This window comes from Streptomyces sp. NPDC007872 (assembly GCF_042868165.1).
Lineage (GTDB): Bacteria > Actinomycetota > Actinomycetes > Streptomycetales > Streptomycetaceae > Streptomyces.
Genome location: NZ_JBIAEA010000008.1, coordinates 204,643 through 218,898 on the forward strand (window position 1 = coordinate 204,643; position 14,256 = coordinate 218,898).

At 69.0% G+C, this 14,256-nt stretch carries 13 protein-coding genes, 1 tRNA gene and 3 pseudogenes; 2 read left to right on the forward strand and 15 right to left on the reverse strand.

Annotated elements, in window-relative coordinates:
- Nucleotides 1-14: 14 nt before the first annotated feature.
- Nucleotides 15-98: transfer RNA gene (locus ACFYNX_RS26780), tRNA-OTHER, on the reverse strand.
- Nucleotides 99-341: 243 nt separating this feature from the next.
- Here ACFYNX_RS26780 and ACFYNX_RS26785 point away from each other — a divergent pair.
- Nucleotides 342-764 carry a hypothetical protein gene (locus ACFYNX_RS26785; RefSeq protein ID WP_388664846.1) on the forward strand — a complete coding sequence of 141 codons (423 nt, stop codon included), beginning with the start codon at nt 342-344 and terminating at the stop codon, nt 762-764.
- Nucleotides 765-794: 30 nt separating this feature from the next.
- Here the strand turns inward: ACFYNX_RS26785 and ACFYNX_RS26790 are convergent, their stop codons facing one another.
- Nucleotides 795-1,118, reverse strand: a complete 324-nt coding sequence (locus tag ACFYNX_RS26790; protein ID WP_388664848.1) for a WhiB family transcriptional regulator — start codon at nt 1,116-1,118, stop codon at nt 795-797.
- A 188-nt stretch (nt 1,119-1,306) separates the two neighbouring features.
- Nucleotides 1,307-2,272 (reverse strand): hypothetical protein, encoded by a 966-nt coding sequence (locus tag ACFYNX_RS26795; protein ID WP_388664850.1) that lies wholly within the window; start codon nt 2,270-2,272, stop codon nt 1,307-1,309.
- Between the two features lie 430 nt (nt 2,273-2,702).
- On the opposite strand from ACFYNX_RS26795, the gene ACFYNX_RS26800 reads away from it, so the two are divergent.
- Nucleotides 2,703-3,182 carry a hypothetical protein gene (locus ACFYNX_RS26800; RefSeq protein ID WP_388664852.1) on the forward strand — a complete coding sequence of 160 codons (480 nt, stop codon included), beginning with the start codon at nt 2,703-2,705 and terminating at the stop codon, nt 3,180-3,182.
- 47 nt (nt 3,183-3,229) lie between these two features.
- Here the strand turns inward: ACFYNX_RS26800 and ACFYNX_RS26805 are convergent, their stop codons facing one another.
- From ACFYNX_RS26805 to fxlM, 12 genes and pseudogenes are all read right to left on the reverse strand, one after another.
- Nucleotides 3,230-3,637, reverse strand: coding sequence for a hypothetical protein (locus ACFYNX_RS26805; RefSeq protein WP_388664854.1), 408 nt, complete (start codon nt 3,635-3,637; stop codon nt 3,230-3,232).
- A gap of 196 nt (nt 3,638-3,833) precedes the next feature.
- On the reverse strand, nt 3,834-4,106 hold the full coding sequence (locus ACFYNX_RS26810; protein ID WP_388664856.1) for a hypothetical protein: 273 nt from the start codon (nt 4,104-4,106) through the stop codon (nt 3,834-3,836).
- A gap of 772 nt (nt 4,107-4,878) precedes the next feature.
- Nucleotides 4,879-5,220 carry a hypothetical protein gene (locus ACFYNX_RS26815; RefSeq protein WP_388664858.1) on the reverse strand — a complete coding sequence of 114 codons (342 nt, stop codon included), beginning with the start codon at nt 5,218-5,220 and terminating at the stop codon, nt 4,879-4,881.
- Nucleotides 5,221-5,253: 33 nt separating this feature from the next.
- A pseudogene (locus tag ACFYNX_RS26820) lies at nt 5,254-5,490 on the reverse strand (transposase family protein); the annotation flags it as partial.
- A gap of 16 nt (nt 5,491-5,506) precedes the next feature.
- Entirely contained in the window at nt 5,507-6,574 is a 1,068-nt protein-coding gene (locus ACFYNX_RS26825) for an IS110 family transposase (protein ID WP_388664860.1), read from the reverse strand.
- Nucleotides 6,575-6,774: 200 nt separating this feature from the next.
- Nucleotides 6,775-7,331 (reverse strand): annotated as a pseudogene (locus ACFYNX_RS26830) (transposase family protein); the annotation flags it as partial.
- 441 nt (nt 7,332-7,772) lie between these two features.
- Nucleotides 7,773-8,147, reverse strand: a complete 375-nt coding sequence (locus ACFYNX_RS26835; RefSeq protein WP_388664862.1) for a hypothetical protein — start codon at nt 8,145-8,147, stop codon at nt 7,773-7,775.
- 23 nt (nt 8,148-8,170) lie between these two features.
- Nucleotides 8,171-8,560 carry a copper chaperone PCu(A)C gene (locus tag ACFYNX_RS26840; protein WP_306313032.1) on the reverse strand — a complete coding sequence of 130 codons (390 nt, stop codon included), beginning with the start codon at nt 8,558-8,560 and terminating at the stop codon, nt 8,171-8,173.
- A gap of 186 nt (nt 8,561-8,746) precedes the next feature.
- The gene (locus ACFYNX_RS26845; RefSeq protein ID WP_388664865.1) at nt 8,747-9,622 is read right to left on the reverse strand and encodes an IS5 family transposase; all 876 of its coding nucleotides are present in this window, start codon (nt 9,620-9,622) and stop codon (nt 8,747-8,749) included.
- A gap of 13 nt (nt 9,623-9,635) precedes the next feature.
- Nucleotides 9,636-10,415 (reverse strand): annotated as a pseudogene (locus tag ACFYNX_RS26850) (PIG-L deacetylase family protein).
- A 42-nt stretch (nt 10,416-10,457) separates the two neighbouring features.
- Complete coding sequence (locus tag ACFYNX_RS26855) at nt 10,458-11,222, reverse strand: glycosyltransferase family 2 protein (protein ID WP_388665070.1); 765 nt, start codon at nt 11,220-11,222, stop codon at nt 10,458-10,460.
- 565 nt (nt 11,223-11,787) lie between these two features.
- Nucleotides 11,788-14,157, reverse strand: coding sequence for a methyltransferase, FxLD system (gene fxlM, locus ACFYNX_RS26860; protein ID WP_388664867.1), 2,370 nt, complete (start codon nt 14,155-14,157; stop codon nt 11,788-11,790).
- Nucleotides 14,158-14,256 lie beyond the last annotated feature (99 nt).

The following is a 14,256-nucleotide window of genomic DNA, read 5'->3' on the forward strand; positions in this document are numbered from 1 at the left end:
GACCTCACAGGAAGCGGTCTTCGCCGGGATTCGAACCCGGGTTTCCGATTCCGGGCGAACCGGAGACCGGTGTCCTTGGCCGCTGGACGACGAGGACCACTGCGGCCACATCGTACGCATGGACACAGCAATGTCCGGTCAACAGGACGTCAGACTCGCGAAGATGGGGCATAGTGTCCGAGGTGAGCCGTTCCTTTCCGCCCGAGGTCCGTGAACGGGCCCGGCGGCGAACCTGTCCCGACTGCAGAGCCCGCCCGGGCGACCGATGCGCCCCAGATCGGGCAGGACGGTCCCAGTTGCATCGCGGGCGCCTGCACGACGCCCAGGCATCACTGCAGCCCATGCCGCCCCACAGGCTTCTCACCCCGTCCCGCGACCGGCATTTCAACGAGGTGAACCCCGGCGATCGGGACACTCTCGTCGTCTCCTGGCACCCCGACGTCCTCCACGCTCTTGTCAGCCACCAGTACGAGATGGCTGTCCTGCTCGCGCTGGCCCTCACTGAGCACCAGGCGCCGTTTCCCAGCAACCCGATGCTGTGCATGCTCCTGTCACCTCTGGGCTTCTTGGCGGAGGAGGAGGTGGCCGAGGCCTCCGAACGTCTCACGGTCCGGGGGTTCGTGGAGCGGGCCGACAAGCGATCTCCGGTTGTCAATCGGGAAGCGATCTGCCTGGTCGCCTGGAGGGACCTGCCGGCCGCCTTCCGGTTGCAGTGGAATGCGGCCAAAGCCACCGTTCCCGCCCCGGTCCCCTTCGGCGAGTGACTCCGCGCGTGAACGAAGCCACTCGGGCTGTCATCCGGTGGCGTCCCAGATCTGGTTCTCGTCGGCGCCGTCGAGTCGCTGGTGTTCCGATCGGGCAGTTTCAAGCAGGCGGCGCCATGAGGTGACCAGCGGGCGCCGCCGCAGCAGGGCCCGCCGTTCTCGCTCGGTCATACCGCCCCAGATACCGTGCTCGATGCGGTGGTCGAGCGCATGGGCCAGGCACTCGGTGCGCACCGGACAGCCGGTGCACACGGCCTTGGCCTTGTTCTGCGCCGCACCCTCGACGAACAGCTCATCCGGATCAGCGGTGCGGCAGGCCGCTTTCTCCCCCCACGTCTCCTGGACACTCCCCATCACCCCGACGCCGTCCTCTCCCCGGTCCGGCCCTCCGTCCTCCCCGGACAGATGCAGTCCGTAAACGTTACGACACCGACACGGAGAGTAGTAGACCGCCGAGTGGCGACCATCCGTTCGGGTGACAAAGACTTGACGGCAGTCCTGACGATGCCTGGCGTCTCGGTCGGTGGCCGAGCAGAAGTTCGTCAGGTGCGGGTAGGGATCAGGCAAGTGCCGGCGGGTGCGTCGGCAAGGCGTGTGCCGGCCGCGTACGGGTCGAACCGCTTTCCTTCTTTGACCTTGGCCGCCTCCTTGGAGAAGAGCGGGTGGATGAATCCGTCCCCGGCAGCAGGGCAGGCATTGTTGGCGATCATGTGACTGGAAGGACCCAGGACGATCTTCCCCTTCCGTACCGTCGCGCTCAGCTGGCGCCGCACCACCACCCGGGCCACTTCTTCGCGTCCGGGACGGACCTCCCAGCCCCCCTCTGCCTTCAAGACGGCGTAGACGAAGGTGTAGTCGGCATGGACCAGAAGCTCCCCGGCGGGCGTGGCCTCGTAGGTCATAGTGCCCTCGGCTCTGGTGTCCTCCATGACGGCGATCTCATCAGGATCGAAGCGGGTGAACACCGCCAGAGGATCGCGCCCCTGCCCGGGAGCCGCAAGGGCGGCCTCCATCTCACGCCGGACAGGATCTTCGGGAGCAAGAAGAGCGAGAGCTCCCTCGGGATGTTCACCGAGCAGCACCTCGTCGGAGACGTTGGCCTCCCGCACGAACTCGCGCACCGTCTCCAGCCCTGCGGCTACCTGCTCCGCGCTGAGCTTGCCGACGGGATCGGCCTGGGGAGGAAACATGCTGCTGGCCACATCGGTCCTGTCCCAGCCGGCCGCGGGAGATCCCCGGAAGGGCAGACCGGTCGTGTAAGGCCAGGCATCGGGCCACATCGACTCCTCAAGGAGCCCCGCCGCGAACGGCTCGTTCGCTGGACGCTCACCGGCAGTGACGCTGAACAGCCAGAACGCGAACCCACCGGCTACAACCACCCCGGCTCCTGCCCACAACTGGATCTTGCGACGCCGTCTCGCACGGTCCTGCCGAAACCGTTCCTCCCGGTCCGGATCATTCTGCTCGGCCCTCAACCGGGCCGCGAACTCCGCAGCATCGATAGACATGCAAACCCCTCCCCTGACCGCCAACCCGGCGGTGCGCAGAGATCTTGCCACGAGTGACGCAGGCGGCTGCGGGGACTGCCAAGACCATGCCGACGAAGCCGCCCGCAAAGACCGGGCACGGACCTCGGCGACCCAAGCGCTCTTGATGAGGCCCGTTGAGCTTTCCCACCCAGCATTTGAGGGTGGGACAAACCTGCTCGCCGAGGTTCCCCACCCCCAAGACCCCATCACCCTTCGTTGTCAGAGGCAGCGCGCATACTCGGGGCGGACAACCGGGCGAAGGGGAGCGGTCGTAAAAGAAATCCAGGACGGCATAACCCGACTGCTGGCTGATGTAGTGGAAGCGGAGATCGAAACAGAGAGCTGTCCGACCTGGCTGCTGCGACCAGGACGTGTCGAGTGCCTCGCCATGTGGGACACGGTGTCTGCGATGTACGCCGCGCTCACCGGGCTGGTTCTTCCCGACCTGGCCCCTTCTCGTGAGCGACGACGCCTGGATGTCCTGCTGACCTACAAGAACGGGGAGCAGCAGATCCTGGAGGTCGACGAGAAGCAGCACTTCACCGAGGCTCGCGCCCTGACTCTGGAGCACTATCCGGCAGACGTGAAGCTCGGCTTCGACACCTCTCAATGGCTGGCCCGCTCACGGGCCCTTGCGGGGCGCGAGCCCGGCGGTGGCTTCGGCCGGCCGAAACCACCGCTGTTCCCCGGCGACGGAGGCCGCCATCGGCAGCGTGCCTTCCGAGACGCGCTGGCAGATCTCCTCCCGCCCCTGCACGGCTGGCTCCCGACCATCCGAATCAGCGATGCGGAGGTTGCCGCCATCACCTCCGCATCCGATGCGATTTCGTCGCTCAGGGCAGTGCTCCACGAACGCGGTGCACCAGCCCCGTATCTCGTCCTTGGGTGAGGCTCGGCAGCCGGCCATCATCGGCCAAGGAAGACAGAAACGGCCGCTCAGCCGGTTCCGGTGAGGACCTTGAGGGCCTGGCGCGCCTCGACGATTGCCGGGCCCGTCACGCCATGCGCCCGGCACTTCGCCCACCAGGGGTGCGTCTGGATGACGGCGGTCACCTCGCGCAGCTCCTCAGCGATCCGGTCGTACTCGGCAGCGTCGGCCGGGTCCCAGCCCGGGGACGCCTCGCGGCCCTCCTTGAGGATGACGTCGGTGTTCTCGTTCTTCTTCTGCTCCCAGCCAGGATGCGGTTCCCTGGACCACGGCAGACGGGCAGCAAGGGCAGCCTGCTCGGCGTACAAGGTGTCCGCGCGGAACCGCGCGGCCCGCAGGTCGGCGGGAAAATCCAGAGGGTTGAACGGCCGCTCTGCGGCGGCGGCCTGCTCGGGGGCGGGGGTGGCGGTGCTCATGGTTCGGAGCCTAGTTCGAGCCGCTGACAACGTCGGCGAGGGACACCTACTCGCCGAGCTTCACCTGGACGATCTCGACAGCGCCGTCGGACACCCCTAGGGTGCCACCGGGCACTGACAAAGCCGCGCAGCAGGCTCGAGAACGGCGTCCGGCCCGCCGGAAGGGACAGGGGCCGGACGAGTGCGGGTCGTCGAACTACGGGGCGGGCTCGACTACTGCCGCAGGGCGGGCCGCGATCCGCATCATGCCTTTGTCGTGCTCCACCATTTCCCCCGGCAGAATCAGAAGCCCCGGCTCCCCGTCCTGCCAGGCGGCCCCGATCCGGCGTACCTGTACCGACGGCCCCCGCGCCCCCGCCATGAAAACGCTCGGATCGACCTCCCACCCGTGCTCACCGAGCCACCGCTCCAAGGCGGCGGAGTCCGCGCCGGTCGCACCGCGCGGCCACTCGAACATGCTTGTCGTCATGCTGCCCCCAGTAGATCGTGCCGATGTCGCCATTCTTCCCGCGGGCACCGACAATCCGCGGAGCGGAACCTGAGGGGCCTCTCGCCGTCTACCGCGGATCCATGGCCGCAAACGTACGCACGTGCTCCGGCCAGTACGCCGACAAGGCGTCCCATGTGTTCGTCGTAGGCGTGCAGACCGTGGAGTGCGCGTACGCCGTGGAGCACCCCCATCTGTCGGGGGCCGATGCCGTGCAGGGCCTCCACCGGCAGCCCGGCGAGCCACTCCGCGGCCCGATCGGGGGCCACGACCAGCATCCCTCCACGCTCGGGGACATGAACAGATACGGTCGCGGCCGCGCTGATCCTAGGACCGATGCCGGTGCGGAGGCCGGCGCCACCGCGGGACAGCGTTCGCACGTGCAGCGTCTGACCCAGTCGGTCCACGTTCGCGCCGACCCCATGGCCATGCAGGGCACCCTTCAACTTGGCGAGGGCTGTGATGGGCGGCAGTACTTACACGACGGGGGACAGCTTGCCCCCCGTGCCGTCATCGAAGACGTGCAGATCGGTGATCAGTGCGGATGCCCCGGTTCGCATGGCGGCCGCGGCACGCAAGGAGCCTCTTCCAACCTGGCTGTGAGATCGAGGGGGCGTAGTGACGGGACAACGAAGCCCCAGGTAGATGGATCGGTACCCGGCGGCGGCTGACCTGCAGCCGCCAGGCGCTGACGGCCTTCGCCGAGCTCGCAGCCAGATTCCGCGTGGGCCTGCCCCCGTGCCGCCGCGCGAAGTCAAAAACCAGGCTGCGGAGGAACGTCTGATCGCACGAGGCGGACTCGCGCGGCTGGCATGCGGCGGGGCAGGTAGACGAATCCGTTGCCGTTGTCGAGGAGTAGCCCCTCATCGATGCCGTCCACGGACCAGATATCAACCGGCCCACCGGTGTTGTTGATCTGAAGGAAGAACCCTGCTTCCTCCTCGCCTCGACAGACGAAGATCCCCTCCACTTCAGGGCGGCGGCTGCCGGCGATTCCCCGTGCGGCGCCCATCCGGCTCCAGTCCAGGCCATGCCGTGCGATCGACTGCCGATTGAGCACGGACGAAACGTGGAAGAGGTTCGACGTATCAAGCACGCCAGGAGTATAGGAGGCAGCGAGGCTTCCTTCTCAGGTTGAGGCGGTCAGCGCCAGGGTGAGGACAGCCTTGACGAGGTCGGTGATGCGGGTGGTGCTGCAGCGGAGCTTCCGCAGCAGGTGCCAGGACTTGAGGGTGGCCATGGCCTGTTCGCTGAGTGCGCGGATTTTCGCGTGGGCGCGGTTGACGGCCTTCTTCCCGGCGGAGAGCGTGTTCCAGCGGCCGCGGAAGGGGGCGCGGACGGAGGGGCCGGAGCCCTGGTACGCCTTGATGCTCCTATAGACGTCAAGTAGTTGGGATGGCGTGGCGAGCGCGGGGCTGGTTGAGAGCGTGGTAGACCTCCCGGGCTATGAAGCGCTTGAGGCAACGAATGATGTCCTTCTTCGTCAGCCCCTGCTGGACGCGCCGCGCCACGTAGGCCTGGGTGCGAGGGCAATAGCGCATACGAACCACCGCGATCATGTGAAGGGCACGGTTGGCCTGGCGATCACCGCCCCGACTGAGGCGGTGTCTGTCGGTGCGCCCGGAAGAGGCTGGGACTGGAGCGGCGCCGCACAGAGCCGCGAAGGCGGCCTCCGAGCGCAAGCGCTCGGGGTTGTCGCCGGCCGTGACCAGCAGCTGGCCGGCGGTCTCTGTGCCCACGCCGAACAGCGCGACCAGTTCGGGGGCAGCCGCCGCGGTGAGCACGGAAAGATGCTCGTCGACTTCGTCGATCTCTTCGGTGAGTCTGCGGATGCGGCGAGCCAGCTGGCGCAGGGCGAAGCGGGAGGCGTGAACAGGATCGCCAAGGTCGGGCCCGGGCCGCAGCCGAAGGCAGCTATTGACCAGGGCGGCGCGCGTGAGCCCTGCGAGCGTCTGACGCAGAGGCTCAGGAGTGGTGACTCGCAAGCCGATGAGTTGGTTGATCGCTTGCGTCCTGGCCTTGATCGCGGAGGCGCGGGTCACTCGCAGTTGGCGCAGGGCTTCAACTGTGCCGGTGCGGGATTTGGGAATGGCCTGGGCTCGTCCCGAGGCCGCTGCCCGGGCGGCCACGTAAGCGTCGATCGGGTCGGACTTGCCACGGGAATGGCGAGTGCCCCGGTCAGGGACGTTGACCTCGACCACCACCAGGCCGCTTGCAGTCAGCACGGTGGTCAGCCCCGCCCCATAGGATCCAGTGCACTCGACGCCCACCGCCTGGACCTGGCCGAATGTGCCGAGCCACGTCAGCAGGGCGCGATATCCCTGGGTGGTGGCGGGAAACTCCTGGTCAGCCACGGGCCGCCCGAGCGGGTCGACAACAGCGGCGTGGTGGGTGTCGGTGTGAGTGTCGACTCCGGCGAAGACCTCACGCTCGGGATGCTCGTCGATCATGCTGGGCCTGCTGCCTTCTCATCGCGTGGACAGGGCAGCACGCGCCGGTCGGGAGAACGGACACGACAGTGACGGGGCTTCTCGCGCAAGCTCCTATGAAGTCACGACACCCTTCCGGGCTGCGTGCGGTGGTGTCACCGACAGGCCGACAGATCAAGGCAAAGACACGGAAGTTGTGGTCAGTCAGCCCAAGGGTCAGACCTGTCGGTGGCACCACAGCCATCATCACTGTCGGCCCAGCACCGGATGCCTCCAGTGTTGAGGGCGTCGAGCAGGCCGTGGGAGCGGGCTGCCCTGATGTCGTGGACCGCGCCCGGCAGGGCCGGCGAAGCCCAGATGAGCTTCCGAACGGGTCGGTGAGGACTTGGACGTTCATGCCGTGCTTGCGGTGCTTGCCGGAGTAGAAGGGGCGGTCGGCCGCGATGCGGTCGATGGGCAGCAGGGTTCCGTCCAGGATCACGAACGCCTTGCGTGCGGCAACCGCCATGGCCTGTTGGAGGGTGGGGGCGAGAAGGGCCAGGACGGCCACGGCCTCGGTGACGTAGCGATGGGCGGTGGCCAGGCCGACACCGAACCCGGCCGTGAGTTGGGCGAAGGTGTGACCGCAACGCAGGTGGGCCAGGGCCATCAACGCCTGTCGGCCGCAAGTGAGCCGACGCCAGCGGATGCCGATCCGTCGCCGCCGAGCGGTCAGCTCCCGCCGCAGCAGCCGTAGTGCGGAAGTGGACAGGCCCAGTCCGGACGGGTAGACAAGCACGCGAAGCTTCTGGCAGCGAAGGTTGATCTTGGTCGACAACCCATCTACCAGGAGCTTCGTCGTTCTGCCACGCCAACACCAGCGCCCCCCAGCCATGTTGGAATGGGCTCAAGGTCTCGTAGTTCTCATCGGCGATCGACACATTCGGTGTTTCGTCCGAGATGGGTGTGGCAGCCATTCTGAGTTTTCGATCGCGCGGTGTTCCTGACCTGAGGGCAGGAGAGCGGTTGATGGGCGGCAGGTTTATCAGATGGTGAGCCGGTGCGGATTGCCTAGGCCGTGTATCGAAAGTGGATCTTGAGAGGCGGCCGGTTCCGAACGAGAGGCCCTGAGGAACGCACCGCACAGTAGCCGGCAACTTGCCGGGGCCCGGCCCCGGCAAGTTGCCGCGCGCTGGCCCTGCTGGAGTGCGGGCGGCGCGCCCGAGCGTCCTTCGCTGTGCTACTTGACGGTGATGTCGGCGAAGGCCAGGGCGATGGCCTCGGGGTCTTCGTCCTCGTCCTCGTGGAAGCTGGTGGCCGCCCATGCCTTGGTGAGGTGGAGGCGGCGGGCATCGGGGGAGGTGGGGTCGCCGGCGATGATGATGACGTCCTGCTCGGTGGTGAGGTCCTCGACGGCCTGGACCCAGCGGGTGGCGGCGGCGTTGCGCTCGTCGTTGCGAACGATGACCAGGCTGCCGCGGCGGGGCTCGTCGGAGCCCTGGTCGGAGGCGACGAAGGTGTCGACGTCGTGTGCGGTGTCGTCGACGAGCAGGTGGATGACGTCGTCGAGCTCCTCGGTCTGCGCGTCGCCGAGGTCGAGGTGGTAGGTGCCCATGCGGTGCTCCAGGAGGTGGGAGGTCAGTAGAGCTCGGGGGAGGTGCGGACGGGCATCCGCGTCTTGAACACCTTGCCGGTCGACAGGAAGAAGACCACCCGGGCGTTGTCGCCGGGGGTGATCAGGTGGGTCGGCTTCTCGAACATGAGGTGGTACTTGCCGGGCACGAGGGCGAACTCGCCCTTGGCCGGGATGGTGATCTTGTCGAGCTTCACCATCTTCGAGGACTCCGAGTCCCTGACGGTCTGGTAGATCGTGATGTTCTGGTAGTCGGGGCTCTTGAGCTTGGTGACCTCAATGGGCTCCTCGGAGGAGTTCTTGAGCGTGGTGTAGCCGGCGGCGGGCAGCGCGTTGGGCAGCCACCGCAGCCAGGTGGTCTCCGGGACCGTGGTGACGTAAGTGGAGACGGGCATCTTCATCGTCGCGCCTTTCTGTCGTGGGTCGCAGGAGCCCGACGTTGTCGGACTCCCGAGATCAACGACCATGCCACCCTCTGAGCAACAAACATGGCCAATACTCGCCAAAACGTCTGAAAGTCTGCTCGCTGCGAGTGTGCAGCCCTCCCAGCCGGTCTGAAGTGTTGCCCTGCGAGGCGTGAGTCAGAGCCATTCGTTGATAGCTGCGACGAGGACGGTCGCCTCATAGCGGACGGCGAGCTTGTCGTACCGGGTGGCGACAGCGCGATGTCTCTTGAGGCGGTTGATCCCGCACTCGACCGCATGGTGCTGGCGGTAGTCGGCCGGGTCGAAATGTGGTGGCCGGCCGCCGCGGGAACCCAGCTTCCGGCGGTTGCGTGCCTGGTCAGCCTTGTCGGGGATGGTGCAGCGGATCCTGCGGCGACGCAGGTAGGCCCGGTTCTTGCGGGAGGCATACGCCTTGTCCGCACGCACCCGGTCGGGACGGACACGGGGCCGGCCCAACCCGATGCGGGGCACGCGGACCTTCTCCAGTACCGTCGCGAACTGCGGTGAATCCCCGCGCTGACCGGCTGTCACCACGATCGCCATCGGCTTCTGTCCCTGCTCGACCGCCAGGTGCAGCTTGGTCGTGAACCCGCCGCGCGAGCGTCCCAGCCCGTGATCATCAGGCTCGGTGAAAACACCGCCAGGTGGTTCCTTCTGCAGGTCGCCCTGCTTGCGTGCCCCAGCCGCATGCTGATGAGCGCGGCACACCGTGGAGTCGACGCTCAGGTCCCAGATGATTCGACCCTCCGCGTCGGCCAAGGACTGAAGACGGGTGAGGAGCCCGTGCCAGGTGCCGTTGCGCTGCCATCGGCGGAACAGGTCGTAGATCCGGCCCCATGGTCCGTACTTGATGGGCACGTCCCGCCACGGCACACCGGTCCGGACCCGGAATCGTATGCCGTCGATCAACCGCCGCCGGGACCAGACGGGCGGCCGCCCTGCCTTCGTACCCTTCGGCAACAAAGGCTCCAGCACCGCCCACTGCTCGTCTGTGAGATCTCCCCGCCCCATGAACCGAGATCATTCACAGTGCAAGATCCACTTTCGATACACGGCCTAGTACTGGACCGAGGGTGAGCCGGGTGAAGGACTCGGTGCTGATGATCTCTTCGCGTTCGGCTTCGGAGAGGCGGGCGAGGATGCCGGGTAGGGGCCGCTCGCGCGCGACTTCGTCCCGGTGGGCGAGGATCGCCGCCTACTTGGTTGCTGCCCACGGGCTGACGTCGACGGTCGTGGTCACGTACGCGTCCGGCACGGCCAGCACGCTCTTTCCGACCTCCTCCAGCAGGGCTCCGAGCCGGCCCACCCCGGACTCCGAGTGCGTGGCCGCGTACAGCGCCCGCGGCTGCCAGGGCTCGCCCGTCTCCGGGTACAGGTGCGCCAGGCCGGCGGCTTCGACGGCGAGCAGGGTGATCTGATGGGTCCGACGGTGGTCCGGATGACCGGTCAGTTGCCCGACCGCGTCGTGCGTGACGACCGCCTCGGGCCGGAAGTCACGGATGTGGGCGACGAGACGGCCGACAGCTTCGTCGAGCGGCGCGTCGACGAGCCTGACCTCGCCCGGGGCCGACTCGGGATTGCGCGCGTCACCGTAGCCGAGCAGACGCGGGGGCCCGGCGCCCAGGACGGCGAGGGCGTCGGCGAGCTCGGGCGCGCGCCGGCTCGTCGGCGCCCAGGTGGCGGTGACGACGGCAGTAGGGGCGCCGGCGGCGTGGTGCTGCGCGAGCACACCGCCGGCCAGCAGGCTCTCGTCGTCCGGGTGCGCGAACACCCCCAGCAGCGAGGGCAGGGACGGGATCGGCATGGTGAAGAGGACTCCTTGAGGCGGTGGACGGTGCGGGAGCGGTCAGATGATCGGCGGTCGTCCGGCGGCGGTGAGCCGGTAGACGGTGCGCCAGCTCATCGGCCGGCGTGGCTGCGTACGCCGCGTCGTCCACCCTTCGCGCATGCCGCGCAGCGTCTCGCCCAGCCCGCCCCCGCGCGCGGCCCGGGCCAGGGTGATCGCGGTCCACACGCTCAGGTAGAGGGGGAGGAGCGGGGCGCGGAGGTTGCGGTGGGCAATCCAGATCCGGTTGCGGGCGGCGAGCCGGTGGTACAGCGCGTGGCGGGTGGGTTCGGTGAGTGGGTGGTGCATGCGGATCGAGGCCGCGTACCAGCCGCTCCAGCCTGCTTCGTACAGCCGCCATGCCAGGTCGAACCCCTCGGGGTACAGGAAGAGTTGATTTTCCCATCCACCTGCCGCGTCGAAGGCGTCGCGCCGGATCAGGACGACGCCTTCGGTCATCGAGGCGATCTTCCCCGGCCGTTCCGGGTTCGAGGCGCGCAGCCGGGGGACCCAGCGGCGCGGCGTGGTCACATCGTCCGGGCCGGTCAGCCGGGGCTGCACCCAGGCGGCTTCGGGATGCCGCTCGGCCTCGGCGACGAGCCGGGCGAGGACATCGGGGCGGGGGAAGGCGGCGTCGTTGTCGAGGAAGTACAGCCACTCGGCCGGATCGCCCGCTTCGTGCAGCGCGTCGGCGCCGGCGTTGCGCCCGCCGGGGATGCCGAGGTTCTCGGGCCCCAGTTCTCCCAGTCCAAGATGATCAGGGGCGCCCGGGTGAGGTTCGCCCAGTGCAGATCGGCGTGCCCGGTCGTGGTTTCACGGATCCGGATGGGGTCGATGCCGAGGAAGCAGCGGAAGTTCCGGTCGACCCAGTTCTGCCGTACCGACTCCCGGTCGGTGGGCACCGTCGCGAGCGCACCGAGCGCGGACCTCAGCTCCGACCACCACGAGTCCGGCAGCACGACGTCCTGGTCGAGCGCGGGAGTTCCGCTGGTGACCGGCGGGATGGACACGTACTCGGTGAGCTCGGCCCGGTAGGCGACGTCCGGCGCGGTCCAGTCGAGGACGCCACGAAGCCGCGGCCGCGGTACCAACCGCGGCACGTGCGTGTCCGCGGTCGCCATCCCCTCCCACAGCCGTCCGCCCGCCTTGCCGGCCTCGGCGGAGACGATGCGCAACCAGCAATCCCCGGCCCTCCGCCCCAGGGTGCGGCCCCGCCACCCCCACACCTCCGGCCCCGACGCGGACACCCGGAGCTGCTGCGCGGCGGCCGCGTGCGCGCGCCGCATCCGCTCGAGCTCGTCGCGCTCCGCCGGTGCGACGAACACCGCCTGCCGCACGGCCCGGTCCACCGTCACACCCCCTGCGCCACGGCGTCGGTCACCGGACGCTCAACGGGCCCGGGCAGCACGACGTCACGCCCCGGCCACCGGAACACCATCCTGCAGTTCACCTTGTCCAGGACGTCACCGGCGGGCAGCGCATCGTCGGGCGTGCCGGCCGGGTGGACTGACAGGACGGGATCGGCGTGCTCGTCGTTGGCCTCGGCGCGGATGTGCCGGTCCCAGGCATGAACCGTGGCCACCAGCCGCTCGGCGAGCTCGGGCCCCTGCTCGCCGAAGGCGTACGCGAACCACTCCCACTCCTTGTCTTCCCGGCGGTCGCTGTCCTTGTTCTGGACGTGGATCAGGTAGGCCAGCGAGGCCTCGCCGAGGATCGCGGGGGCGTCGCGGTCCTTCGCGATACCGGTCACCGCCTCGGCGGACTCCTGGTGGGCGGCCAGTCGGCAGAAGCCCGGCACGGTGGTGGCCGCGAACAGATGAAGGGAGCCGAAGTAGGAGTTCGCAGCCCTCATGGTCACGCCGGTCGCGACCTCGTGCCGCCGTCCGCGCAGCGCCTCCTCCAGGCCCTGAGCATCGGCGGCGAGGCCGTCGTCGAAGCGCAGGGCTAGCGCTCCGTCGAGCAGGGGGACGACCGGGGCCGGGCGGCCCTGCTGGCCCTGGTCGCGGACGAAGCCGCAGTAGGTGAAGCGGCGGGCGTGCAGCACCTCGCCGCGCCGCTCGAACTCGATCGCCCGGGTGTAGCCGCCCATCTCCAGCGGCATGACCAGGCGCCCGCCCTCGGCCAGCTGATCGCGCCACGGCGGACTGATGTCCCAGCAGTTGTAGGTGATCACGCTGCCGTCGAAGCCGCCGCGCGGTACGAGGTGGGCGGGCGCGCCGAGGGCGGCGTCGGCTTCGACGGCGGTGACGCGACCGCTGCCGGCCTCCGTGAGGAAGGCGCGGGTGCGGCGTACGACCCACGGGTCGATGTCGACGCTCACCACGCGACCGTCGGCGGCGTGGGCGATCAGCTCGGCGTTGTAGCCACCGGACCCCGCCTCGTACACGATCGCCCCCGGCCGAAGACGTAGGCTCTCGAGCATGTCGGCCTGGAGCCAGGCCGCGGACACCGAGCTGATGGCTCTCCCGGTTTCGTCGCGCCGGGTGATGACGGCCCGGTCGCCGCCGTCGTACGCGTCCGCCAGGTTCACTTCTGGGGCGAAGCGATGGCGAGGCACCGTGCGCAGCGCGTCGCGGACGGGCTCGGACGGGGCCCAGCCGCCGTCGATCACCGTCTGGGCCATCGCCTGGCGCAGCCGGACGGCCTCGGCCGGCTCGCCTGGCACGGGCGGCCGATCGGCGGCGAGCGGGTAGGAGGCCACGGGCGGGAGGTCCGGGATGACGCCGGGCCATACGCTGTCGATCGCGAGTGCGGCCGGGACGAAGACGGGGCCGACACAGGCGAGAGCGTGCAGGTCGAAGAACTCCCAGCGGTCGAACTTGTCCGCCTCTGCCTTGGTCGGGGTTCCGGTCCACGCGGTGATGCGGACGACGGCCGTGAGTCTCGGGATGCCGTGGCTGTCGTCGACCAGCATCGTCACCACGTACGCATCCGCCGGGTCGGCGGCCAGGCCCGTCTCCTCGGCGAGCTTGCGGATCGCCGCGGCTGCGAAGCCCTCTGGGGCGCAGGTCTTGCCACCAGGCAGTTCGAGCATGCTGCGGCGGGAGCGGCCGAGTAGGACCCGGCCGGCGTCGTCGGTGACGACCGCGAGCGCGCCGGTCAGGGCATGGGCGGTGGTCGGCCGCTTCTCGACGGCCCTCGTGTCGGCGTGGCAGGGGCCGCGCAGGATAAGGAAGGCCAGGCCGTCCGCGTCCCGCCGCTCCACCGTCTCCCATCCGGCGGCGAGCATGGCGATCTCGTCCTCGTCCAAGGCGATGTCGCGCCGCTCCTCGGGCGTGGTCGCCGCCACCGGGGTGATGACGACGAGAGCACCGCCGTCCCGCAGCCGCTCACCCAGCCCGTGCAGGACGCGCCCCCTGTCCTGCACGAACGGGTACACCAGGCGCAGCGTGATCAGGTCATACCCGTCTTCATGCAGCGGGGCGGGGTCGTCGCGCTCGATGTCCAGGTGCAGCCAGCGCACGCCCTCGACGTCGGCGTGCTCCTCGCGGGCCCGGGCAAGCGCGCTGTCGGTGAAGTCGCACGCGTCCACGGTGTAGCCGAGGGAGGCGAGATAGGCGGCCAGCTCGCCGGTGCCGCAGCCCACGTCGAGCGCGCGGCCGCCGCTCTCCGGGGCGGAGGTGTGCTCGGCGAGGAGCTCCCGCTCCCGCTCACCGACCTTCCGGAATCCCCGGCCGTCGCTGAAGTGCTTTTCCCACTCGTCGCGGGCGGTGTAGGTCAACGTGCTGCTCCTCGTACGTAGGCGTAGTGGTGTTCAGGGACACTGTGCGGCGCGGAGCCGGGCCAGCCTGCGCAGGCCGCGCTTGACGAGCTCAGGATC

Excerpts from the sequence above, each read along its gene's own strand:
- ACFYNX_RS26845 (WP_388664865.1), bottom strand. The coding sequence starts at position 9,622 with ATGGGGCGGGGAGATCTCACAGACGAGCAGTGGGCGGTGCTGGAGCCT.
- ACFYNX_RS26825 (WP_388664860.1), bottom strand. The coding sequence starts at position 6,574 with ATGATCGACGAGCATCCCGAGCGTGAGGTCTTCGCCGGAGTCGACACT.
- ACFYNX_RS26840 (WP_306313032.1), bottom strand. The coding sequence starts at position 8,560 with ATGCCCGTCTCCACTTACGTCACCACGGTCCCGGAGACCACCTGGCTG.
- ACFYNX_RS26810 (WP_388664856.1), bottom strand. The coding sequence starts at position 4,106 with ATGACGACAAGCATGTTCGAGTGGCCGCGCGGTGCGACCGGCGCGGAC.
- ACFYNX_RS26795 (WP_388664850.1), bottom strand. The coding sequence starts at position 2,272 with ATGTCTATCGATGCTGCGGAGTTCGCGGCCCGGTTGAGGGCCGAGCAG.
- ACFYNX_RS26805 (WP_388664854.1), bottom strand. The coding sequence starts at position 3,637 with ATGAGCACCGCCACCCCCGCCCCCGAGCAGGCCGCCGCCGCAGAGCGG.
- ACFYNX_RS26800 (WP_388664852.1), top strand. The coding sequence starts at position 2,703 with ATGTACGCCGCGCTCACCGGGCTGGTTCTTCCCGACCTGGCCCCTTCT.
- ACFYNX_RS26790 (WP_388664848.1), bottom strand. The coding sequence starts at position 1,118 with ATGGGGAGTGTCCAGGAGACGTGGGGGGAGAAAGCGGCCTGCCGCACC.
- ACFYNX_RS26835 (WP_388664862.1), bottom strand. The coding sequence starts at position 8,147 with ATGGGCACCTACCACCTCGACCTCGGCGACGCGCAGACCGAGGAGCTC.
- ACFYNX_RS26785 (WP_388664846.1), top strand. The coding sequence starts at position 342 with ATGCCGCCCCACAGGCTTCTCACCCCGTCCCGCGACCGGCATTTCAAC.